Annotated in this window: 17 protein-coding genes; 8 read left to right on the top strand and 9 right to left on the bottom strand. The window is 73.1% G+C overall.

What is annotated here, in order from left to right:
- The first annotated feature begins 116 nt into the window (after positions 1-116).
- Positions 117-1472 carry a peptidase C39 family protein gene (locus tag DCW30_RS19755; RefSeq protein WP_076687159.1) on the top strand — a complete coding sequence of 452 codons (1356 nt, stop codon included), beginning with the start codon at positions 117-119 and terminating at the stop codon, positions 1470-1472.
- Between the two features lie 64 nt (positions 1473-1536).
- Here DCW30_RS19755 and DCW30_RS19750 read toward each other — a convergent pair whose 3' ends face one another.
- Positions 1537-3024 (bottom strand): M1 family metallopeptidase, encoded by a 1488-nt coding sequence (locus DCW30_RS19750; protein WP_079250194.1) that lies wholly within the window; start codon positions 3022-3024, stop codon positions 1537-1539.
- A gap of 199 nt (positions 3025-3223) precedes the next feature.
- Between DCW30_RS19750 and DCW30_RS19745 the strand changes: the two genes are divergently transcribed.
- Positions 3224-3370 carry an SCO1431 family membrane protein gene (locus DCW30_RS19745; protein WP_103557532.1) on the top strand — a complete coding sequence of 49 codons (147 nt, stop codon included), beginning with the start codon at positions 3224-3226 and terminating at the stop codon, positions 3368-3370.
- Between the two features lie 109 nt (positions 3371-3479).
- Here DCW30_RS19745 and DCW30_RS19740 read toward each other — a convergent pair whose 3' ends face one another.
- Complete coding sequence (locus DCW30_RS19740; RefSeq protein ID WP_062779647.1) at positions 3480-4724, bottom strand: glycoside hydrolase family 18 protein; 1245 nt, start codon at positions 4722-4724, stop codon at positions 3480-3482.
- Between the two features lie 408 nt (positions 4725-5132).
- On the opposite strand from DCW30_RS19740, the gene DCW30_RS19735 reads away from it, so the two are divergent.
- On the top strand, positions 5133-6305 hold the full coding sequence (locus DCW30_RS19735; RefSeq protein ID WP_076687160.1) for an acyl-CoA dehydrogenase family protein: 1173 nt from the start codon (positions 5133-5135) through the stop codon (positions 6303-6305).
- Here the strand turns inward: DCW30_RS19735 and DCW30_RS38250 are convergent.
- Both DCW30_RS38250 and DCW30_RS19725 read right to left on the bottom strand, forming a co-directional pair.
- On the bottom strand, positions 6268-6681 hold the full coding sequence (locus DCW30_RS38250; protein WP_418347321.1) for a hypothetical protein: 414 nt from the start codon (positions 6679-6681) through the stop codon (positions 6268-6270). The genes DCW30_RS19735 and DCW30_RS38250 overlap by 38 nt on opposite strands.
- A 160-nt stretch (positions 6682-6841) precedes the next feature.
- The gene (locus tag DCW30_RS19725; protein WP_062779653.1) at positions 6842-7270 is read right to left on the bottom strand and encodes a hypothetical protein; all 429 of its coding nucleotides are present in this window, start codon (positions 7268-7270) and stop codon (positions 6842-6844) included.
- A gap of 258 nt (positions 7271-7528) precedes the next feature.
- Between DCW30_RS19725 and DCW30_RS19720 the strand changes: the two genes are divergently transcribed.
- The 4 genes from DCW30_RS19720 to fxsA all read left to right on the top strand — a co-directional run bounded on the left by DCW30_RS19720 (position 7529) and on the right by fxsA (position 11649).
- The gene (locus tag DCW30_RS19720) at positions 7529-7969 is read left to right on the top strand and encodes an Lrp/AsnC family transcriptional regulator (RefSeq protein WP_062779655.1); all 441 of its coding nucleotides are present in this window, start codon (positions 7529-7531) and stop codon (positions 7967-7969) included.
- 64 nt (positions 7970-8033) lie between these two features.
- The gene (locus DCW30_RS19715; RefSeq protein ID WP_076687161.1) at positions 8034-9695 is read left to right on the top strand and encodes an amidohydrolase; all 1662 of its coding nucleotides are present in this window, start codon (positions 8034-8036) and stop codon (positions 9693-9695) included.
- Between the two features lie 491 nt (positions 9696-10186).
- A complete protein-coding gene (locus DCW30_RS19710; RefSeq protein WP_062779659.1) occupies positions 10187-10978 on the top strand; it encodes a polyprenol monophosphomannose synthase in 792 nt (263 codons plus the stop codon).
- 92 nt (positions 10979-11070) lie between these two features.
- Positions 11071-11649 (top strand): FxsA family membrane protein, encoded by a 579-nt coding sequence (gene fxsA, locus DCW30_RS19705; protein ID WP_076687162.1) that lies wholly within the window; start codon positions 11071-11073, stop codon positions 11647-11649.
- 123 nt (positions 11650-11772) lie between these two features.
- On the opposite strand, the gene DCW30_RS19700 is transcribed toward fxsA, so the two are convergent.
- The 4 genes from DCW30_RS19700 to yczE all read right to left on the bottom strand — a co-directional run bounded on the left by DCW30_RS19700 (position 11773) and on the right by yczE (position 15274).
- Complete coding sequence (locus tag DCW30_RS19700) at positions 11773-12147, bottom strand: RNA polymerase-binding protein RbpA (protein ID WP_030360404.1); 375 nt, start codon at positions 12145-12147, stop codon at positions 11773-11775.
- A gap of 256 nt (positions 12148-12403) precedes the next feature.
- Positions 12404-13750, bottom strand: coding sequence for an MFS transporter (locus DCW30_RS19695; RefSeq protein ID WP_076687163.1), 1347 nt, complete (start codon positions 13748-13750; stop codon positions 12404-12406).
- A gap of 43 nt (positions 13751-13793) precedes the next feature.
- The gene (locus DCW30_RS19690) at positions 13794-14561 is read right to left on the bottom strand and encodes a glycerophosphodiester phosphodiesterase family protein (protein WP_076687164.1); all 768 of its coding nucleotides are present in this window, start codon (positions 14559-14561) and stop codon (positions 13794-13796) included.
- Positions 14558-15274 (bottom strand): membrane protein YczE, encoded by a 717-nt coding sequence (gene yczE / locus DCW30_RS19685; protein WP_237283461.1) that lies wholly within the window; start codon positions 15272-15274, stop codon positions 14558-14560. The genes DCW30_RS19690 and yczE overlap by 4 nt, the downstream gene beginning before the upstream one ends.
- Before the next feature lie 102 nt (positions 15275-15376).
- On the opposite strand from yczE, the gene DCW30_RS19680 reads away from it, so the two are divergent.
- On the top strand, positions 15377-16876 hold the full coding sequence (locus DCW30_RS19680; protein ID WP_076687165.1) for an SCO1417 family PLP biosynthesis transcription factor: 1500 nt from the start codon (positions 15377-15379) through the stop codon (positions 16874-16876).
- Positions 16877-16889: 13 nt separating this feature from the next.
- On the opposite strand, the gene DCW30_RS19675 is transcribed toward DCW30_RS19680, so the two are convergent.
- Positions 16890-18467: an ATP-binding protein gene (locus DCW30_RS19675; RefSeq protein ID WP_076687166.1), complete on the bottom strand. Its 1578-nt coding sequence runs from the start codon at positions 18465-18467 to the stop codon at positions 16890-16892.
- Positions 18468-18488: the final 21 nt, after the last annotated feature.

Raw genomic sequence — 18488 nt, 5'->3', positions numbered from 1 at the left:
GGAGCGGCCATAGTTGGCCCACTTCCGCGCACCGGACCGAGTCATCCCGCAGGAAACCACGTCGACTGGGGGTCCCCTTGATGGACCGAGCTGACCGACCCGACCGAGCTGACGCCATGTCCCGCAGATCCGTCCTGGCCGCGGCCGCCGCCATGGCCGCCCTCGCGGCGAGCGCGGGCCCCGCGCCCGCCGTGCCGGGCGCGGGGCAGGGGCACGGCCGCCCGCGCGCCGACCGGCACGTGGACAACCGCTTCTGGACCACGGCCGCGGACTGGCGCACCGGCACCGCCGAGGGCACGGCCGTCACCGCCGGGGCCAGGCCCGGGCTGCGTGTCGCCAGGGCCGCGGGCCGCACCGACTACGCGGACCCGCACACCGGCAAGACGGCCACCTGGGAGTACGCCCGGTGGACCTCGCCCGTGCACCGCTCCACCGTCCCCGCGACGGAGCTGATCGCCTCCTGGAACGCGGACACGCCGAAGGGCACCTGGCTCCAGACCGAGCTGCGGGGCACGTACGACGACGGGAAGAAGACCCCCTGGTACGTGATGGGCCGCTGGGCCTCGGGGGACGACAAGGACAAGGACATCCGGCGGACCTCCGTCGACGACCAGACCGACGGCAGGTCCACGGTCTGGACGGACACGCTCTCGCTGGACGGCGCCGCGGCCGGGCCCCGCGTCGTCTCGTACCAGCTGCGGCTCACGCTGTACCGCAGGCCGGGGACGACCGTGACGCCCACGGTCTGGCGGGCCGGCGCGATGGCCTCCGCGGTGCCCGACCGCTTCACGGTCCCGGCCTCGGAGCCGGGGCTCGCCAAGGAGCTGAAGGTCCCGCGGTACTCCCAGGAGATCCATGCGGGCCAGTACCCCGAGTACGACAACGGCGGCGAGGCCTGGTGCAGCCCCACCTCCTCGCAGATGATCATCGAGTACTGGGGCCGCAGACCCACCCCCGCCGACCTGGCCTGGGTCGACCCCTCCTACGCCGACCCGCAGGTGTGCCACGCGGCCCGACAGACGTTCGACTACCAGTACGACGGGTGCGGCAACTGGCCCTTCAACGCGGCGTACGCGGCCACGTACAAGGATCTCCAGGGCGTCGTGACCCGCCTCGCCTCGCTGACGGAGCTGGAGACGCTGATCGCCGCCGGCATCCCGGCCATCACGTCGCAGTCCTTCCTCAAGGAGGAGCTGACGGGCGCCGGCTACGGCACGGCGGGCCATCTGATGACCGTCGTCGGCTTCACGGCGGACGGCGACGTCATCGCCAACGACCCGGCGTCCCCCAGCAACCCGGCGGTGCGCCGCGTCTACCAGCGCCGGGAGTGGGAGAACATCTGGCTCCGCACCAAGCGCAAGAACGCCGCGGGCAAGGTCGTCTCCGGCACCGGCGGCGTCTGCTACCTGTACTTCCCGACGAAGCTGAGCGCGGCCCAGCGCAGGGCGCTGGCGGCCGTCGGCGTCAGGTGACCGGCTGACCGGCCGGGGATGCGGGCCGTCCACGTCCGCACCCCCGGCGCCCCCGGCCCCTGCGTCACGTCACCGGGTCGACCACCCAGTCGGGGCGCCCCGGCATCGGCGGCGTCTTCGAGCCGTACAGCCACGGGCGGAGGAAGCCTTCGAGGTCCTCGCCCGCGACCTTCGACGCCAGGGCGATGAACTGCCGTGTGCCCGCCGCGCGGCCCTGGTAGCCGCTCACCCAGGCGCGCTCGATCTTCTGGAACGCGGCCTCGCCCACCTTCTCGCGCAGCGCGTACAGGACGAGCGCGGAGCCGTCGTACCGCATGCGCTTGAAGAGGTTGGGCTCGGTCGGCTCGGCGGGGGCGCCGAAGTCCTTGCGCCACTGGTCGTGCGCCGCGTAGGCCGTCTTCATCGCGGCCTCGAAGCTGTCCCCGCCGTGAGCCTCGGAGTACAGCCGCTCGTAGAACCGGGCGTGCCCCTCGCTCACCCAGAGGTCGGACCAGCTCTTGAGGGCCACGCTGTCGCCGAACCACTGGTGGGCCAGCTCGTGCACCATGTTCCGCTCGGCGTCGACCTTGCCGCCGAGCAGGTCGGCCTTGGGGACGAGCGAGAGCGTCTGCGTCTCCAGGGCCACGCCGAGGTCGGTGTCGCCGACCAGGATGCCGTAGCGGTGGAAGGGGTAGGGGCCGAGCCGCTCCTCCAGCCACTTCAGATGGTCGGGCGTGAGCGCGCGGTACGCGGCGGTCGGCTCGACGAGGGACTCGGGCACGACGTCCCGCAGCGGGAGACCACCGGGTCCCTCGCTCTCGACCAGCTCGAACGTGCCCACGGCGAGCTGGACGAGCTGCGTGGAGAGCGGCTGCTCGGAGTCGTACGTCCAGCGCAGCCGGTCGCCGGGGACCCGGGTGCGCGAGACCAGCCTGCCGTTGGCGACGGCCGTGCGGTCGCCGGGCGTGGTGATGCGGAAGGTGATCGGCGCGCGCTGACCGGGGTGGTCGTTGCCGGGGAAGATCAGCCGGGAGCCGTTGGGCTGCGGGTAGACGACCGTGCCGTCGGGGGTGGGTATCCAGCCGTAGTCCTCGATGGCGTCGTCGCGGTGCCGGGTCTGCGTCGGGTCGGCGGTGTAGGTGACCTTGACGGTGAAGGAGGCGCCGTCGGCGATCGGGGACCTCGGCGTCACGGTCAGCTCGTCGCCGTCCCGTGCGGCGTCCGCCTTCGCGCCGTTCACCGTCACGGCGTGCAGGGTGTTGCCCGCGAAGTCCAGGTTGAAGCGCGAGAGCGCCTGGGTGGAGGTCGCGCGGATGGTGGTCGCCGCCTCGAACGGCGTCTTCGGCGCCTGCCAGTCGAAGTCCAGGTAGTAGCGGTCCACGCGGTAGCCGCCGTTCCCGTCCAGCGGGAACAGCGGGTCGCCGAGGCCGGGCGCGCCCGGCGCGGGCTTCTGGACGGGGGTGTCGGCGGTCACGGCGGCCCGGGCGACGGGGGCGGTGAGGGCGGCCGTCACGGTGATCGCCGCCGCGAGGGCGAGCCGTGCTGTGCGGTGGGACGTCCGGCAGGTGTTCATCGGGAACCTCTCGGTCGGATGCCGCCCCGGTCGCGCGCGGTGTCTCGTCTCTCGTCCGGGACGCGTCGTGTCCCGTCTTAGACGCGCGGCGGACGCCCGCAGTTGTGGGGTGACCAAGCTCTCTCCCACAACGGGCGCGGCGGCTGGCAAGGTGGAGGGGTCCCGTGGGGGGAAGCCAGTCGAACGTCAGTGAGAGAACATGACCGCGACCTCTGCCACCGCCGTGCGCGTCCAGGCCCGTACCGGCGGCCCCAAGGAAGACGGACCGAAGCTGCTGGAACACCTCGCGGGCTGGGCGCTCGTCGTCGTCCTCGCGATGCTCGTCACGCAGGCCGGCCTGCTGTGACCGGTGCCACGCCGCGCGTCGCGGCGTGCGCGGGGCGCTGACCGGGTGAACGCCGAAGGGGCGGCAGCCGCTGTCCGGCTCCCGCCCCCTGGTGCGTCCGCCTACCGGGTCAGTTGATGGCCTTGATCAGCTCACCGTCGGCCGTGTCGCCGCTGAGCTCCCAGAAGAACGTGCCGCCGAGGCCCTGCTGGTTCTTGTAGGTCATCTTCCCCGCGATGGTCGCCGGGGTGTCGTAGCTCCACCAGTTGTTGCCGCAGTGGGCGTACGCGGTCCCGCCGACCGTGCCGTTGGCCGGGCACTTGGTCTTGAGCACCTTGTAGTCGTCGATGCCCTGCTCGTACTTGCCCGCCGCCGGGCCCGTCGCGGTGCCGCCGGGCGCCTTCTGCGTGACGCCCGTCCAGCCGCGGCCGTAGAAGCCGATGCCGAGCAGCAGCTTGTTCGCGGGGATGCCGAGGCCCTTGAGCTTCTTGATGGTGGCGTCGGAGTTGTAGCCGTCCTTCGGTATGCCGCTGTAGGAGGTGAGCGGCGAGTGCGGCGCGGTCGGCCCCTTCGCGTCCCAGGCGCCGAAGTAGTCGTACGTCATGGGGTTGTACCAGTCGACGTACTGGGCGGCGCCCGCGTAGTCGGCGGCGTCGAGCTTGCCGCCGGCCGAGGCGTCGGCCGGGATCGCCGCGGTCACGAGGTTGCCGCCGCCGAACTTCGAACGGACCGCGGACATCAGCTTCTTGTACGCGTCGCGCCCGCTGGTGTCGCACGTCAGGCCGCAGGCGTTCGGGTACTCCCAGTCGATGTCGATGCCGTCGAAGACATCGGCCCACTTGGAGTTCTCGACCAGGTCGTAGCAGGACTTGGCGAACGCCTCGGGGTTCTTCGCGGCCTCGGTGAACCCGCCCGACCAGGTCCAGCCGCCGAACGACCAGAGCACCTTGAGGTCCGGGTGCTTCTTCTTCAGCTTGCGGAGCTGGTTGAAGTTGCCGCGCAGGGGCTGGTCCCAGGTGTCGGCGACGCCGTCCACCGACTGGGCGGCGGTGTAGGCCTTGTCGGTGGCCGCGTAGGCGTCGCCCATCGCGCACTTGCCGCCCTGGACGTTGCCGAAGGAGTAGTTGATGTGCGTCAGTTTGGCCGCGGAACCGGACGTCTCGATGTTCTTGACGTGGTAGTTCCGGTCGTAGACGCCCCACTCGGTGAAGTAGCCGACGACCTTGGAGCCGGCGGCGGCCTTCTGCTCCGGGGCGGCGCTCTGCCCGGCGGACGCGGTGCCCGCGCCGGCGAGCAGGCCCGCGCCGAGGACGGCGGAACAGGCGGTGGCGACGAGGGCCCGGAAGCCGGTGCGGGAGGTGTGCGGTCTGAGCATCGTGTCTCCTCGTGGGGGGAGGGAGGACCCTGCGAAGGGGAAGGGGGATGTGGTGCTGTGGACCTGTACCGCGCCAGGCGTGGGAGGACCCGCTCGGCATGACTCCCACGCTTGGCATGAACGCGGTGAAACGTTCGGGGGAACAGTAGGAGGACTAGACCAGTGCGGTCAATGGTGCGTACCAATGCGGCGTCTTCGGCGGCCTTGGCGGCGATCTCGCATCATCTTTCGAGTAAGCGGTCGTTAACTAGTGACTGGCTGCCGCCGATCGGGCATACTCAACGCGCCACAGCCGCTGGTCAGCCGCTTCCGTGACCCGGAAGGAGACCCTGGCTCGGCATCGTTTCTCGGCGGCGCCGCCTCACCCTGCGCGGGCGTCCGTCGTAGCCCCACAGGGAGGAGAGCGACATGCCCGACCACGCCTTGCAGCCGGTGGAACGTCAGCTGCCCACGGACGAGGCCAGGGATCTGCTCTCGCTCGTCCGGGACATCGTCCGGCGCGAGATCGCACCGAAGGCGGCCGAAGAGGAGGACGCCGGGCACTTCCCGCGCGACCTCTTCACGCTGCTCTCCGACGCGGGCCTGCTCGGCCTGCCCTACGCGTCCGAGTTCGGCGGCGGCGATCAGCCCTACGAGGTCTACCTCCAGGTGCTCGAAGAACTCGCCGCGGCCCGCCTGACGGTCGGCCTCGGCGTCAGCGTCCACTCCCTGTCCTGCCACGCGCTGGCCGGGTACGGCACCAAGGAGCAGCGGGCCGCGCACCTGCCCGACATGCTCGGCGGCGGCCTGCTCGGCGCCTACTGCCTCTCCGAGCCCTCGTCGGGCTCCGACGCCGCCTCGCTGCGCACCAAGGCCGTGCGCGAGGGCGACGACTGGGTGATCACCGGCACCAAGGCCTGGATCACGCACGGCGGCGTCGCCGACTTCTACACCGTCCTCGCCCGCACCGGCGGCGAGGGCGCCCGCGGCGTCACGGCCTTCCTGGTGCCGGGCGACGCCGAGGGCCTGTCCGCCGCCGCGCCCGAGAAGAAGATGGGCATGAAGGGCTCGCCCACCGCCCAGATCCACTTCGACGGCGTACGCGTGCCCGATTCCCGGCGGATCGGCGACGAGGGCCAGGGCTTCGCCATCGCGCTCTCCGCGCTGGAGTCGGGGCGGCTCGGCATCGCGGCCTGCGCGATCGGCGTGGCCCAGGCGGCGCTCGACGAGGCGCTCGCGTACGCCACGGAGCGGCGGCAGTTCGGCCGGCCCATCGCGGACTTCCAGGGGCTCCGCTTCATGCTCGCGGACATGGCGACGCAGATCGAGGCGGGCCGCGCGCTCTATCTGTCCGCGGCGCGGCTGCGTGACGCGGGCCGGCCGTTCTCCAAGCAGGCGGCGATGGCGAAGCTGCTCTGCACGGACGCCGCGATGAAGGTGACGACCGACGCCGTGCAGGTCCTCGGCGGGTACGGCTACACCGCGGACTTCCCCGTCGAGCGTTTCATGCGCGAGGCGAAGGTGCTCCAGATCGTCGAGGGCACCAATCAGATCCAGCGCATGGTCATCGCGCGTCACCTCGCGGGTCCCGACTCCCGCTGAACGCCTCGCGCGGCGCCGTGAGCATGCACCACTCCGGGTCGTGGCGCCCCGGCAGGGTCCGGTCGCGGTCGGCCCAGATCCGGATCAGGGCGCGGTAGATCGGCGGGTCCTGGAGGTGCGGCTGTGGCGGCTGCGGCACGACCGGGGGTGGCTGGTAGGCGATGTGCTGCGCCTGCGGGTACATGGCCCGGTACGTCTGCTGGGGCTGCCGTGACGGGCGGGACTGCCGCTGCTGCTGCGGCAGTTCGGCCTGCGGAGCCTGCGAAGTCCGCCGCGTCCCTCGGGTAACCGATTCTGCGGAGGCGGGCACCATCACCAGGGTCCGTCGCCGGTGGCCGGTGGGGACGTGCGTCGGACCACTGTCCGTAGAGGTCATGCCGGGCCAACGCCCGCCGCGCCCCCGAAGTCACCGCTTCCCGGAATCGGGCGTCAGTTCAGGGGGTGTGCGGGTGGTGGCGGCGTGCCCGACCGCGCCGCGGCGGCCCGGAGGCCGTGGCGCTGGTCGGGCACGCCGGTGGCGGGCCGCGCCCGGCGGCTCAGGCCGCGGGCCGGTCCTGCCGCGGCACGCGGAAGGGGCGCGAACCGGGGCCGCCCACGTGCGAGAAGGGCTGCGTCCGCCAGTCGAGTCCCTGGGGGAGCGTCAACAGCAGGGCGGTGTCCTGCTCCTGAGCCTCCATCGTCTCGTCGGCGGGCTTCGCGTCGGTCGCCGCGCGTCCGGTGCCCGCGCAGACCGTGAGCCCGAACGGGTTCCACGGAGTGGGGCACAGCGCGTGCTCCGGCAGGACGTCCTCGTCGGCCAGGAGCGCGATCGGCTGCCCGCAGTCGGGGCAGTTCACGCGGTACATCTCGAAGGTGTCGTACGCGTCGAGAAGGGCGTCAGCCGGTTCGACACCCTCCGGCTCGGGCTCTGCGACCGGCTGCTGCTTCGCGCGGGCAGCACGGGCGGGACGCTTCAGATTCTGCATGGGACTCTCCCCCTTGGGTGGGCCGACAAGGCGCCGCGGCCTCGACCACAGCAAGCACTTCCCGTCCCGTCGTAGGGGTAATCGTGACATCTCTCGGGACACGGTCGAAGGGGTGTGTCCTTCGTCACATGCCGGGGGGAGTTGCCTGGCAGGAGGCGTCCCGGTGGCCACCCGGGGAACAGGGGCGTACGCGCGTCACGCACGCGCCTCGTGCCGCTCGGGTATCCGGGGGGATCACGGGCCCTGTAGGTTCACGGCATGGAGGAGCTGGACCGACAGATCGTGCAGCTGCTCGTCAAGGACGGGCGGATGAGCTACACCGACCTGGGCAAGGCCACGGGCCTGTCCACGTCGGCCGTGCACCAGCGGGTACGCCGCCTGGAGCAGCGGGGCGTGATCCGCGGCTATGCCGCGGTCGTCGACCCCGAGGCCGTCGGGCTGCCCCTGACCGCCTTCATCTCGGTGAAGCCGTTCGACCCCAGCGCCCCCGACGACATCGCCGAACGCCTCGCGGGCGTCCCGGAGATCGAGGCCTGCCACAGCGTCGCGGGCGACGAGAACTACATCCTCAAGGTGCGGGTCGCCACCCCGCTGGAGCTGGAGCACCTGCTCAGCAGGTTGCGCGCGCTCGCCGGCGTCTCCACGCGCACCACCGTCGTGCTCTCCACGCCCTACGAGGCCCGCCCGCCGCAGCTCTGACCCCGGCACGCCCGGTGGGCCACCCCGGCGTCGGGCGCCCGCACGCAGGGGCGAGACTGGACCCATGAGTGAGAGCATCGCCCCCGGGGCCGACCCGCGGGACCCCGACGCCCCCCAGGAGCACCGCACCGTGCTGCTGCGCGGCGGCGACGTCCACAGCCCCGCCGATCCGTTCGCCACCGCGATGGTCGTCGAACGCGGGCATGTCGCCTGGGTCGGCTCCGAGGGCGCGGCGGACGCCTTCGCGAGTGGCGTCGACGAGGTGGTCGACCTCGAAGGCGCCCTGGTCACCCCGGCGTTCACGGACGCCCACGTGCACACCACGGCCACCGGCATCGCGCTGACGGGACTCGACCTCTCCGGGGCCCGTTCCCTGGCCGAGGCACTCGTTCTCGTACGCGAACACGCCGCCGCGAGGCCGCACGACGAGGTGCTGCTCGGCCATGGCTGGGACGCCGCCCGCTGGCCCGGCGGCCGTCCGCCCACGCGCACGGAGCTCGACGAGGCCGCCGGCGGTCGGCCGCTCTACCTCTCCCGCATCGACGTCCACTCGGCCGTCGCCACCACCGCCCTGCTCGACCTGGTGCCCGGCGTCACCGCGCGGACCGGCTTCCACCCGGACGCCCCGCTGACCGACGACGCCCACCACGGGGTGCGGGCCGCGGCCCTCGCCGCCGTCACCCCGGCCCAGCGCACGGAGGCCCAGCGCGTCGCCCTGCGGCACGCCGCCTCTCTCGGCATCGGCTCCGTCCACGAGTGCGGCGGGCCCGAGATCTCCGACGAGGACGACTTCACCGGGCTGCTGCGGCTCGCCGCCGACGAGGCGGGGCCGCGCGTGATCGGCTACTGGGCCGAACAGGGCCCCGAAGGCGTGGCACGCGCGCGCGAGCTGGGCGCGGCGGGCGCCGCGGGCGATCTCTTCGTGGACGGCGCCCTGGGCTCGCACACCGCCTGCCTGCACCAGCCCTACGCGGACGGCGACCACACCGGCACGGCCCACTTGGACGCCGCCGCCGTCGCGGCCCACGTCGTGGCGTGCACCGAGGCGGGGCTCCAGGCGGGCTTCCACGCCATCGGGGACGCCGCCGTGAGCGCCGTGGCCGACGGCATGCGCCGGGCCGCCGAGAAGCTCGGCCCGGCCCGCGTGCGGGCCGCCAGGCACCGCGTGGAGCACGCCGAGATGCTCACGCCGGAGACGGTCGCCGCCTTCGCCGAGTTCGGCCTCACCGCGTCCGTGCAGCCCGCCTTCGACGCCCTGTGGGGCGGCGACGACGGCATGTACGCCCAGCGCCTCGGGGCCGAGCGCGCGCGCACCCTCAACCCGTTCGCGGCCCTGCTGCGCGCGGGCGTGCCCCTGGCCTTCGGCTCCGACAGCCCGGTCACACCCCTCGACCCCTGGGGCACGGTCCGCGCCGCCGCCTTCCACCGCACGCCCGAGCACCGCGTCTCGGCGCGGGCCGCGTTCACCGCCCATACGCGGGGCGGCTGGCGGGCGGTCGGCCGCGACGACGCGGGCGTCCTCGTGCCCGGCGCGCCCGCGGACTACGCCGTGTGGCGCACCTCCGATTTGGTGGTCCAGGCCCCGGACGACCGCGTCGCCCGCTGGTCGACCGACCCGCGCTCGGGCACGCCCGGCCTTCCCGACCTGTCGCCGGGGGCCGAACTCCCCGTCTGCCTGCGCACGGTGGTGGCCGGACGGCAGGTCTACGTGCGGCCACAAGAGTGATGTCACGGCGGTGCGCGGCGCCGCTCACGGCCCCGCGCGGCTGCGTACTGCCGGGGAATCCCGGGCGCTGACCTGGCGGCCCCAAAGGACACCGCAGTTCACGGGGCTATTGACAGGAAGCCGTCGCGGGCCGGTAGGTTCGGCCGGGTCCACCACAGGACGTCCGACCGGCGAACCTCCACGCGGTCGTCGAACGCCGCTGGGTCACGGGCGGTGTGCCGCACCGGCGCACCACCACCGGGAGCCAGGTCCAGCGCCCGCGACGCGGAGAAGAGGGAACGCATCAGCCGGCCGGCAGGTGGAACTCGGGTGGGGCCCGGACGCTCAGTAGACAACGGCTCTCGGTCGATCCGCAGCCAGCGGGTCCCAGGCCGGCCCGAAGGGCGCCGGGCCCTGATCCGCACGTCCTGCCCACCCCGACCCCGTGCCGACGCTGCGGCGCAGGCCGCGGCCACTATGGTGGTCCTCTGCGTACGAACGAAGGGGCAGTAGTGAACGACGGCGGTCGGGTCTCCGAAGCGGGGGACCAGGGGAGGCAGTTCGGCTCGCTCGGCACGGCCTTGGTGATCATTCCGACCTACGACGAGGCGGAGAACATCAAGTCCATCGTCGGCCGGGTGCGGGCCGCGGTCCCGGACGCGCACGTCCTGGTGGCCGACGACAACAGCCCCGACGGCACCGGCAAGATCGCCGATGAGCTCGCGGCCGACGACGAGCAGGTGCACGTGCTGCACCGCAAGGGCAAGGAAGGGCTCGGCGCCGCCTATCTGGCGGGCTTCCGCTGGGGCCTGGAGAACGACTACGGCGTCCTCATCGAGATGGACGCCGACGGCTCCCACCAGCCCGAGGAGCTGCCGCGGCTGCTGACCGCGCTCAAGGGCGCCGACCTCGTGCTCGGCTCGCGCTGGGTGCCCGGCGGCCGGGTGGTCAACTGGCCCAAGCACCGCGAGTTCATCTCGCGGGGCGGCAGCACGTACTCGCGCCTCCTGCTCGACGTGCCCATCCGCGACGTGACCGGCGGCTACCGCGCCTTCCGGCGCGAGACCCTCGAAGGCCTCGGCCTCGGCGAGGTCGAGTCGCAGGGCTACTGCTTCCAGGTCGACCTGGCGCGCCGCGCGGTCAAGGCGGGGTACCACGTCGTGGAGGTGCCCATCACCTTCGTCGAGCGGGAGCTCGGCGACAGCAAGATGAGCCAGAACATCGTGGTCGAGGCGCTGTGGCGGGTCACCGCCTGGGGCGTCGGCGAGCGCGTGGGCCGGGTCATCGGCCGCAAGGAGCCCTGAGCCGTCACAGCAGCCCCGTTCCCGACCCGGGCGGGCGCTTGATGATCATCCCCCTTATCCCGGTCTGAGGCGGGGCCAGGCACACTGGGAGCATGACGAATGGCGCACCGCCTCCCCTCCGCCCCGCCGGGTCCCGCCGCCGCTCGGGACCGCTGAGGTATCTGCCGCTCGGCGTCGCCGCGTGGCTGGTCCTGGAGATCTGGCTGCTCACGGTCGTGGCGGGCGCCACGAGCGGGCTCGTGGTCTTCCTGCTCCTGGTGGGCGGCCTGCTGCTCGGCTCCGCCGTGATCAAGCGGGCGGGGCGCAGGGCGTTCCGCAAGCTCCAGGAGGCCGTGCAACAGCAGCAGAGCGGCATCACGCCCGCCGAGGAGCGCCAGAGCGGTGGCGGCGCCCTGACGATGCTGGGCGGCCTGCTGATCATCCTGCCGGGGCTGATCTCGGACGCCCTGGGGCTGATCCTGCTCGTGCCGCCGGTCCAGAAGGCGCTGGGGCGGTACGCGGAGCGCACGCTCGAGCGCAAGGTCCGCGAGGCGACGCCCGGCGGCTTCGGGGACGCCTTCCAGCAGGCCCGGATGCACCGCCCCGACGGCAAGGTCGTCCCCGGCGAGGTCATCAGGGAGGACGAGCCGCCCCGCGGCCCGCGCCCGGACGACCCGAGCCTCCCGCGCTGACGCCGGGAGGGGCGGAGCCCGGAGCGGCGGCACGCGAAAGAGGGCCGGGGCCACTGCTGAGCAGTGGCCCCGGCCCTCTTTGATGCGCTTGATGCGTGGTGCGGTTGTGCGCCGGGTCCGTTGTCAGGCGGACTTGCGGCTGTCCCGCGGATGCACCGCGATGTTCATGGCGCCGGACCGGAGAACCGCCAGGCGCTCCTCCAGGACCTCCTCGAGTTCTTCTCGAGTACGCCGCTCCATGAGCATGTCCCAGTGCGTACGCGCCGGCTTGCCCTTCTTCTCCTCAGGTCCGTCGCCGTCCACCAGGAGTGCCTGGGCCCCGCAGACCTTGCACTCCCACTCCGGCGGGATCTCCGCCTCGACCGAGAACGGCATCTCGAAACGATGTCCGTTCTGGCATGCGTACTCCACGGCCTGGCGTGGAGCCAGGTCGATGCCGCGGTCGGTCTCGTAGCTTGTCACCACGAGGCGCGTGCCGCGAAGAGCTCGCTCACTCATGAATCGTGCCTCCCGGGCTTGTCGCCCACAGGACAGGTGTCGCTGTCGTCGTCATCCGGTCAACGTCCGGTCGGCGGTAAAGATTCCCGTTCAGGGTCATGCGTCGCCGTCGTATGCCGCCCCTTGTTGTACCCACCAGCGCCCGGTTTGTCACATCTGGCAGGAGATGTCACCCAGCGTTCTTGACACTTCAGCTCGCAGTAACGGTCCGCCTGGCAGGCCAAACGCGTACACTACCGGCCTTTGGCCCCAGTTGCTAAATCCGCTCGGGTACGGGATTTCCCGCGTCGCGCACCGCACGCCGCACCGGCACCCTCGCGAGCAGGGCGAAACCCAGCAGGAAGAAGACCACGAGGGAGACGATGGCGTCCCGGTAGCTGCCCGTGAGCTGGTAGGTGAGCCCGAAGATCAGGGGCCCCAGCCAGGCCATGCCGCGGTCGCTGATCTCGTACGCCGAGTAGTACTCGGCCTCCTTGCCGCGCGGGACGAGGTGCGAGAACAGCGCGCGGGAGAGCGCCTGGGTGCCGCCGAGCACGAGGCCGATGCCGGCGGCCAGGACGAAGAACCAGACGGGCGCGCCCGCCGGCAGGAAGTACCCGGCCCCGATCGTCGCCGTCCAGGCGAGCAGCGAGCCGAGGATGGTCTTCTTGGCCCCGTGGGTGCGCGCGAGCCTGCCCATGCCGAGCGCCCCGCCGACGGCGAGCACCTGCACGAGCAGGACCGCCACGATCAGCGTGGACTGGCCGAGCCCCAGCTCCTCCGAGCCGTAGACGGACGCCTGCGAGATCACCGTCTGCACGCCGTCGTTGTAGACCAGGTACGCCAGCAGGAACGCCAGCGTGTGCGGATGGCGGCGCATGTCCCGCACCGTCGACACCAGCTGCCGCAGCCCTCCGCGCGCGGCGGCCCCCGCGGGCGTCACCCGCCGGTCCCGCAGCCGCTTCAGGGGGACGAGGGCGAAGGCGCCCCACCACACGCCGGCTGTGGCCAGGCAGATGCGGACCGCCGTGCCCTCCGAGACGCCGAAGCTGTCGTGGGCCAGGAACAGCACCAGGTCCGCCACCAGGACGAGCGCGCCCGAGGCGTAGCCGAAGGCCCAGCCGCGCGAGGAGACCGCGTCCCGTTCGTGGGGGAGGGAGATCTGCGGCAGGTAGGAGTTGTAGAGGACCATCGAGACCGCGAGCGAGGCGTTGGCGACGATCAGCAGGAAGCCGCCCAGGAGGTAGCGGTCGCCGTCCAGGAAGAACATGCCCGTCGTCGCGGCGGCGCCCAGATAGGCGGCCACCGCGAGGAGGGGCTTCTTGCGGCCCGAGCGGTCGGCGGACGCGGCCGCCATCGGCATCACGAAGACCGAGAGGAGCACGGACGCGGAGACGGTGTACGCGAAGAACGATCCGGCGCTGACCGGGATGCCCAGCGGATGGACGTGGCCCTCGGTGTCCGCGGCGGCCTTCGCGATCTCCGTCAGATAGGGCCCGAGGAACACGGTCAGGACGCTCGTGGAGTACACCGAGCACGCCCAGTCGTACACGTACCAGCCCTGCTGCTCGCGGCGCCGTCCGGCGCTCTCGGCAGCCGTCTCCCGCACGCTGTCGGTGCTCACCCGTGACCTCGTCGTTCCCCGTGGCGCGCCGCCCTTGCGGCGGTCAGACCCAGGTCCCCCGGTCCTTCAGCACCTCGCGCAGCGTCTCGATGTGATCGGAAACTACGCCATCCACCCCCAGGTCGAGAAGGGCGGTCATCCTGTCGGCGTCGTTCACCGTCCACACGTGCACCTGGAGCCCGCGCGCGTGGGCCGCCCGGACGAAGCGGCGGTCGACCACGCGGACGCCGGCGTGGGTCTCGGGCACCTGCGCGCAGACCGCGGAACGGCGCGGGGCGGCGGGCACGCCGTACGAGAGCAGGCGCAGCGCCGCCACGCCCCGGGTGCCGAGGGAGGTGGCGAGGCGCGGGCCCGCGACGCGCCGCGCCCTGGCCACCCGGGTCTCGGAGAACGAGCCGACGCAGACGCGGTCCCAGCAGCCGGTGCGGTCGAGCAGGTCGAGGAGGGGCAGGAGCGCGGACTCCGCCTTCATGTCGACGTTCCAGCGCACCTCGGGGAACTCCACGAGCAGGTCCTCGAAGAGGGGCACCGGTTCGCGGCCGGCCACGCGCGCGTGGCGCACCTCGCTCCAGGGGAGGTCGACGATGCGCCCCGCCGCGTCCGTCACGCGGTCGAGCGTCGCGTCGTGAAAGGCCACGAGGCGGCCGTCGGACGTGGCGTGCACGTCCGTCTCGATGTAGCGGTAGCCGAGCCCGACCGCCCGCCGGAAGGCGGCGGCGGTGTTCTCCAGGCCGTCCGCGGCGCCCCCGCGGTGGGCGAGGGCGAGAGGGCCCGGATGATCGAGGTAAGGATGGCGTACGCGCGAGGTCACGGCTGCAGTATCGCCCGCTCCGCGAGACCGCCTGTGGCCGCCACGTGTCCGGCGTCCCGCGAGGGCAGGGCGAACAGGCGCAGGAAGTACTGGGCGAGCGGGCCGATCGACAGGGCGTAGAGGACCGTGCCGACGCCGACGGTGCCGCCCAGCGCGAACCCGGTGGCGACGACCGTCACCTCGATCGAGGTCCTGATCAGCCGCACCGAACGCCCGGTACGCGCGTGCAGACCCGTCATGAGGCCGTCCCTCGGTCCCGGACCGAAGGCGGCGGAGATGTAGAGCCCGGTCGCCACTCCGTTGAGGAGGATGCCGGCGGCCAGCAGGGGGACGCGGACGGCGAGCGTGCGGGTGTCCGGCAGCAGCGCGAGGACGGCGTCCATGGCCAGGCCGCAGACGATGACGTTCGACACCGTGCCGAGGCCCGGCCGCTGGCGCAGCGGTATCCACAGCAGGAGCACGGCGGCGCCCACCACGATCGACACGACGCCGATGGAGCGGCCGGTCAGCTCGGACAGGCCCTGGTTGAGGACGTTCCACGGCTCGGGGCCGAAGCCCGCCTCGATCATCAGTCCGGAACTCACGCCGTACAGGGCGAGACCTCCGTAGAGCTGGACCAGCCGTCGGGGAAGGAGCGACCGCGGATGCGGCGCCGTAGCGGGCTTCGAACCAGGCTTGGCGCCGGGCTGCGCGCCGGGCTTCGTACCGGACAAGGAAAGGCTCCCCCTGTAGTGCTGTTGGGTCGACACATGACACTCTGTGGCGTGGAAGCAGGCCAAAACCATGGCCAATTCGGGGAAGGTGGACCGGTCATCATGGCTCAGTGGACCTCGGCGATGGGCTCGACCCAGCTCGCCAGACTCCTCGCGTCCCAGCAGTCCAGGCCGAGCGGCACGGGCACGCGCAGGCCGCCCGCCTACCGGGCCCTGGCCGACGGCATCCGGCTGCTCGTCCTCGAAGGCCGCGTCCCGGTCGCCGCCCGCCTGCCCGCCGAGCGGGAGCTCGCCGTGGCGCTCGCCGTCAGCCGCACCACCGTCGCCGCCGCCTACGAGGCGCTGCGCACCGAGGGGTTCCTCGAATCCCGCAGGGGAGCCGGGAGCTGGACGGCCGTCCCCGCGGGCAACCCCCTGCCCGCGCGCGGCCTCGAACCGCTGCCGCCCGAGGCGCTCGGCTCCATGATCGACCTGGGCTGCGCCGCCCTGCCCGCGCCCGAGCCCTGGCTCACCCGCTCCGTGCAGGGCGCCCTCGAAGCGCTGCCGCCGTACGCGCACACCCACGGCGACTACCCCGCCGGGCTGCCCGCGCTGCGCGAGATGCTCGCCGAGCGCTACACCGCGCGCGGCATCCCTACCATGCCCGAGCAGATCATGGTGACCACGGGAGCGATGGGCGCCATCGACGCCATCTGCCACCTCTTCGCGGGGCGCGGCGAACGCATCGCCGTCGAGTCCCCCTCGTACGCCAACATCCTCCAGCTGATGCGCGAGGCCGGGGCGCGGCTCGTGCCCGTGGCCATGGCCGAGGGGCTCACGGGCTGGGACATGGACCGCTGGCGGCAGGTCCTGCGCGACGCCGCGCCCCGGCTCGCCTATGTCGTCGCCGACTTCCACAATCCCACCGGCGCGCTCGCCGACGAGGACAAGCGCAGGCAGCTCGTCGACGCCGCGCGCTCGGCGGGCACGGTCCTCGTCGTCGACGAGACGATGAGCGAACTGGGGCTCGACACGGACCTGGAGCCGCCGCGCCCCGTCTGCGGGTTCGACCCGGCGGGCTCGACGGTCATCACGGTCGGCTCGGCGAGCAAGGCGTTCTGGGCGGGCATGCGCATCGGCTGGGTGCGGGCCGCCCCCGACGTGATCCGCAGCCTCGTCGCCGCCCGCGCCTACGCCGACCTCGGCACCCCGGTGCTCGAACAGCTCGCCGTGAACTGGCTCCTGAACACCGGCGGCTGGCAGGCCGCCGTCGACCTGCGCAGGGACCAGGCCAGGGAGAACCGAGACGCGCTGGTCGCCGCCGTCCGCCGCGAGCTGCCCGACTGGGAGTTCGAGGTGCCGCGCGGCGGCCTGACGCTCTGGGTGCGCACCGGGGGGCTCTCCGGGTCCCGCCTCGCCGAGGTCGGCGAGCGCGTCGGCGTACGGGTGCCGTCGGGGCCGCGCTTCGGGGTCGACGGCGCCTTCGAGGGGTACGTACGGCTGCCGTTCACCGTGGGCGGCGCGGTGGCCGACGAGGCCGCGGTGCGGCTCGCCGCGGCGGCCCGCCTGGTGGAGACGGGGGCCGGCGCGGGCGCCGAGGTCACGCACCCCTTCGTGGCCTGAACACCGCCGGGGCTCAGCCCTCCGCGGCGGCCGGCTGCTCGGTCGGGTCGGCGGTCCTCGCCGCGGGCGCGCTCCCCGTCGGGCCGCTCCGCGGCGGCAGCAGGTCCATGACCGCACGGCGGTGCGCCTCGCTGGTGGCGTCGTCGTAGGGATCGGGCGTCGCGGGCACCTGGAGGCGGTGCACCGGCCCCGTGCCGAGCCGCGCGTAGCCCCGGCCCGGCGGGACGTCCTGGGTGGGGGTCGTGTGCGGCGGCGTGCCGAGGACTTCCGCGAGCTGGTACGGGACGGCTGGCCCGAGCACGACACGCGCGCGTGTGTGCTGCCGTACGGCGTCGCTCAGGGCGTCGAGGCAGTCGAGCTGGTCGGCCACCACCACCGTCACGTTGGCCGCCCTGCCGTGCCGCAGCGGGACGTCCAGCAGCGACTGGGGGTCCCCGCGGCCGTCGGCGGCGGCCAGGTGGCCGAGCGCGCTCGGCCGGTCGACGAGCAGCCACAGGGGGCGCTTGACGTCCTCGGGCTGGGAGTGGCCCGTCTGTCGGGCGCGGTTGGCGGCGATGAGCCTGCGCTCGGTCTCGTGCGCCGCCCATTCGAGGCTCGCCCGCGCCCCCGCGAGGCCGCACTCGATGGCGAGCACCCCGTCGCGGCCCGCCAGGCACGCGTAGTCGCCGGTGCCGCCGCCCTCGACGATCAGGACGTCGCCGTGCCGGAGCGCCTGGAGGGCAATGGAGCGCAGCAGCGTCGTGGTGCCGCTGCCCGGCCGGCCCGCGATCAGCAGGTGGGGCTCGGTGGACCGGACGCCGGTGCGCCACACGACGGGCGGCGCGTCGCGCGTGTCGTCGCCGACGGTCACCGGCAGGGTGCGCTGCACGCCGGTCTCGTCGGTGAAGCCGAGGACCGTCTCGCCGGGGCCGGTGACGAAGGGCTGGGCCGCGATGTCGGTGGGCAGGGGCGCCAGCACGGTGACGGTCAGTTCGTTGGCCTCCTCGTCCCACGCGAAGTGGTACTCCCGACCGCGGCCCGCCTTCGCGTGCAGCAACGCCTCCACGCGCGCGCGGGACTCCAGGTCGCCGTCGGCGAAGTACGCGGGGTAACTCACCCGGAGGCAGGAGACGCGGCCGGTGTCGTCGAAGGCGTAGGAGGTGAGGGCCGCCTCCCAGTCGCCGCCGTGGGCGTAGAGCGGGGCGGGGTCCTCGGGGACCGAGAAGTAGGGCACGAGCGCTTCGTAGAAGGTCCGCAGCCGCTGCGCCTGCGCCTCGTCGGGGCCCTCGGGGACGGGCTCGGCGCGCTCGCGGCCCGCCCAGGCCGCCGCTCCCATCAGGCAGACGAGGGCCAGCATGCCCCCGTAGGGCACGAGCGCCACCACGAGGACCACGGACGCGGCCATGAACAGCAGGGGCCCGCGCCTGTCCTTGGGCGTCTCGGTCCACTTGCGCCGCCCGGCCCCCGCGAGGCGGCGCAGTCCGCGGGTGATCGTGATGAGGGGGTGGAGGACGTCGGTGGCGCTGTCGGCGGCCGACCGTGCCAGCTCCCGGCTCCGCGCGAGGGACGCGGTGCCGTTGCTCAGAATGCGGGGGAGTGGGCGCCTGGCCACGTCTGTCTCCTGGAGGTGCGT

It is taken from the genome of Streptomyces alfalfae (genome assembly GCF_004127445.1).
Lineage (GTDB): Bacteria > Actinomycetota > Actinomycetes > Streptomycetales > Streptomycetaceae > Streptomyces > Streptomyces alfalfae.
Note: the sequence above shows the minus strand (reverse complement) of the source record. Positions and strands in the feature narration are given on the sequence as shown.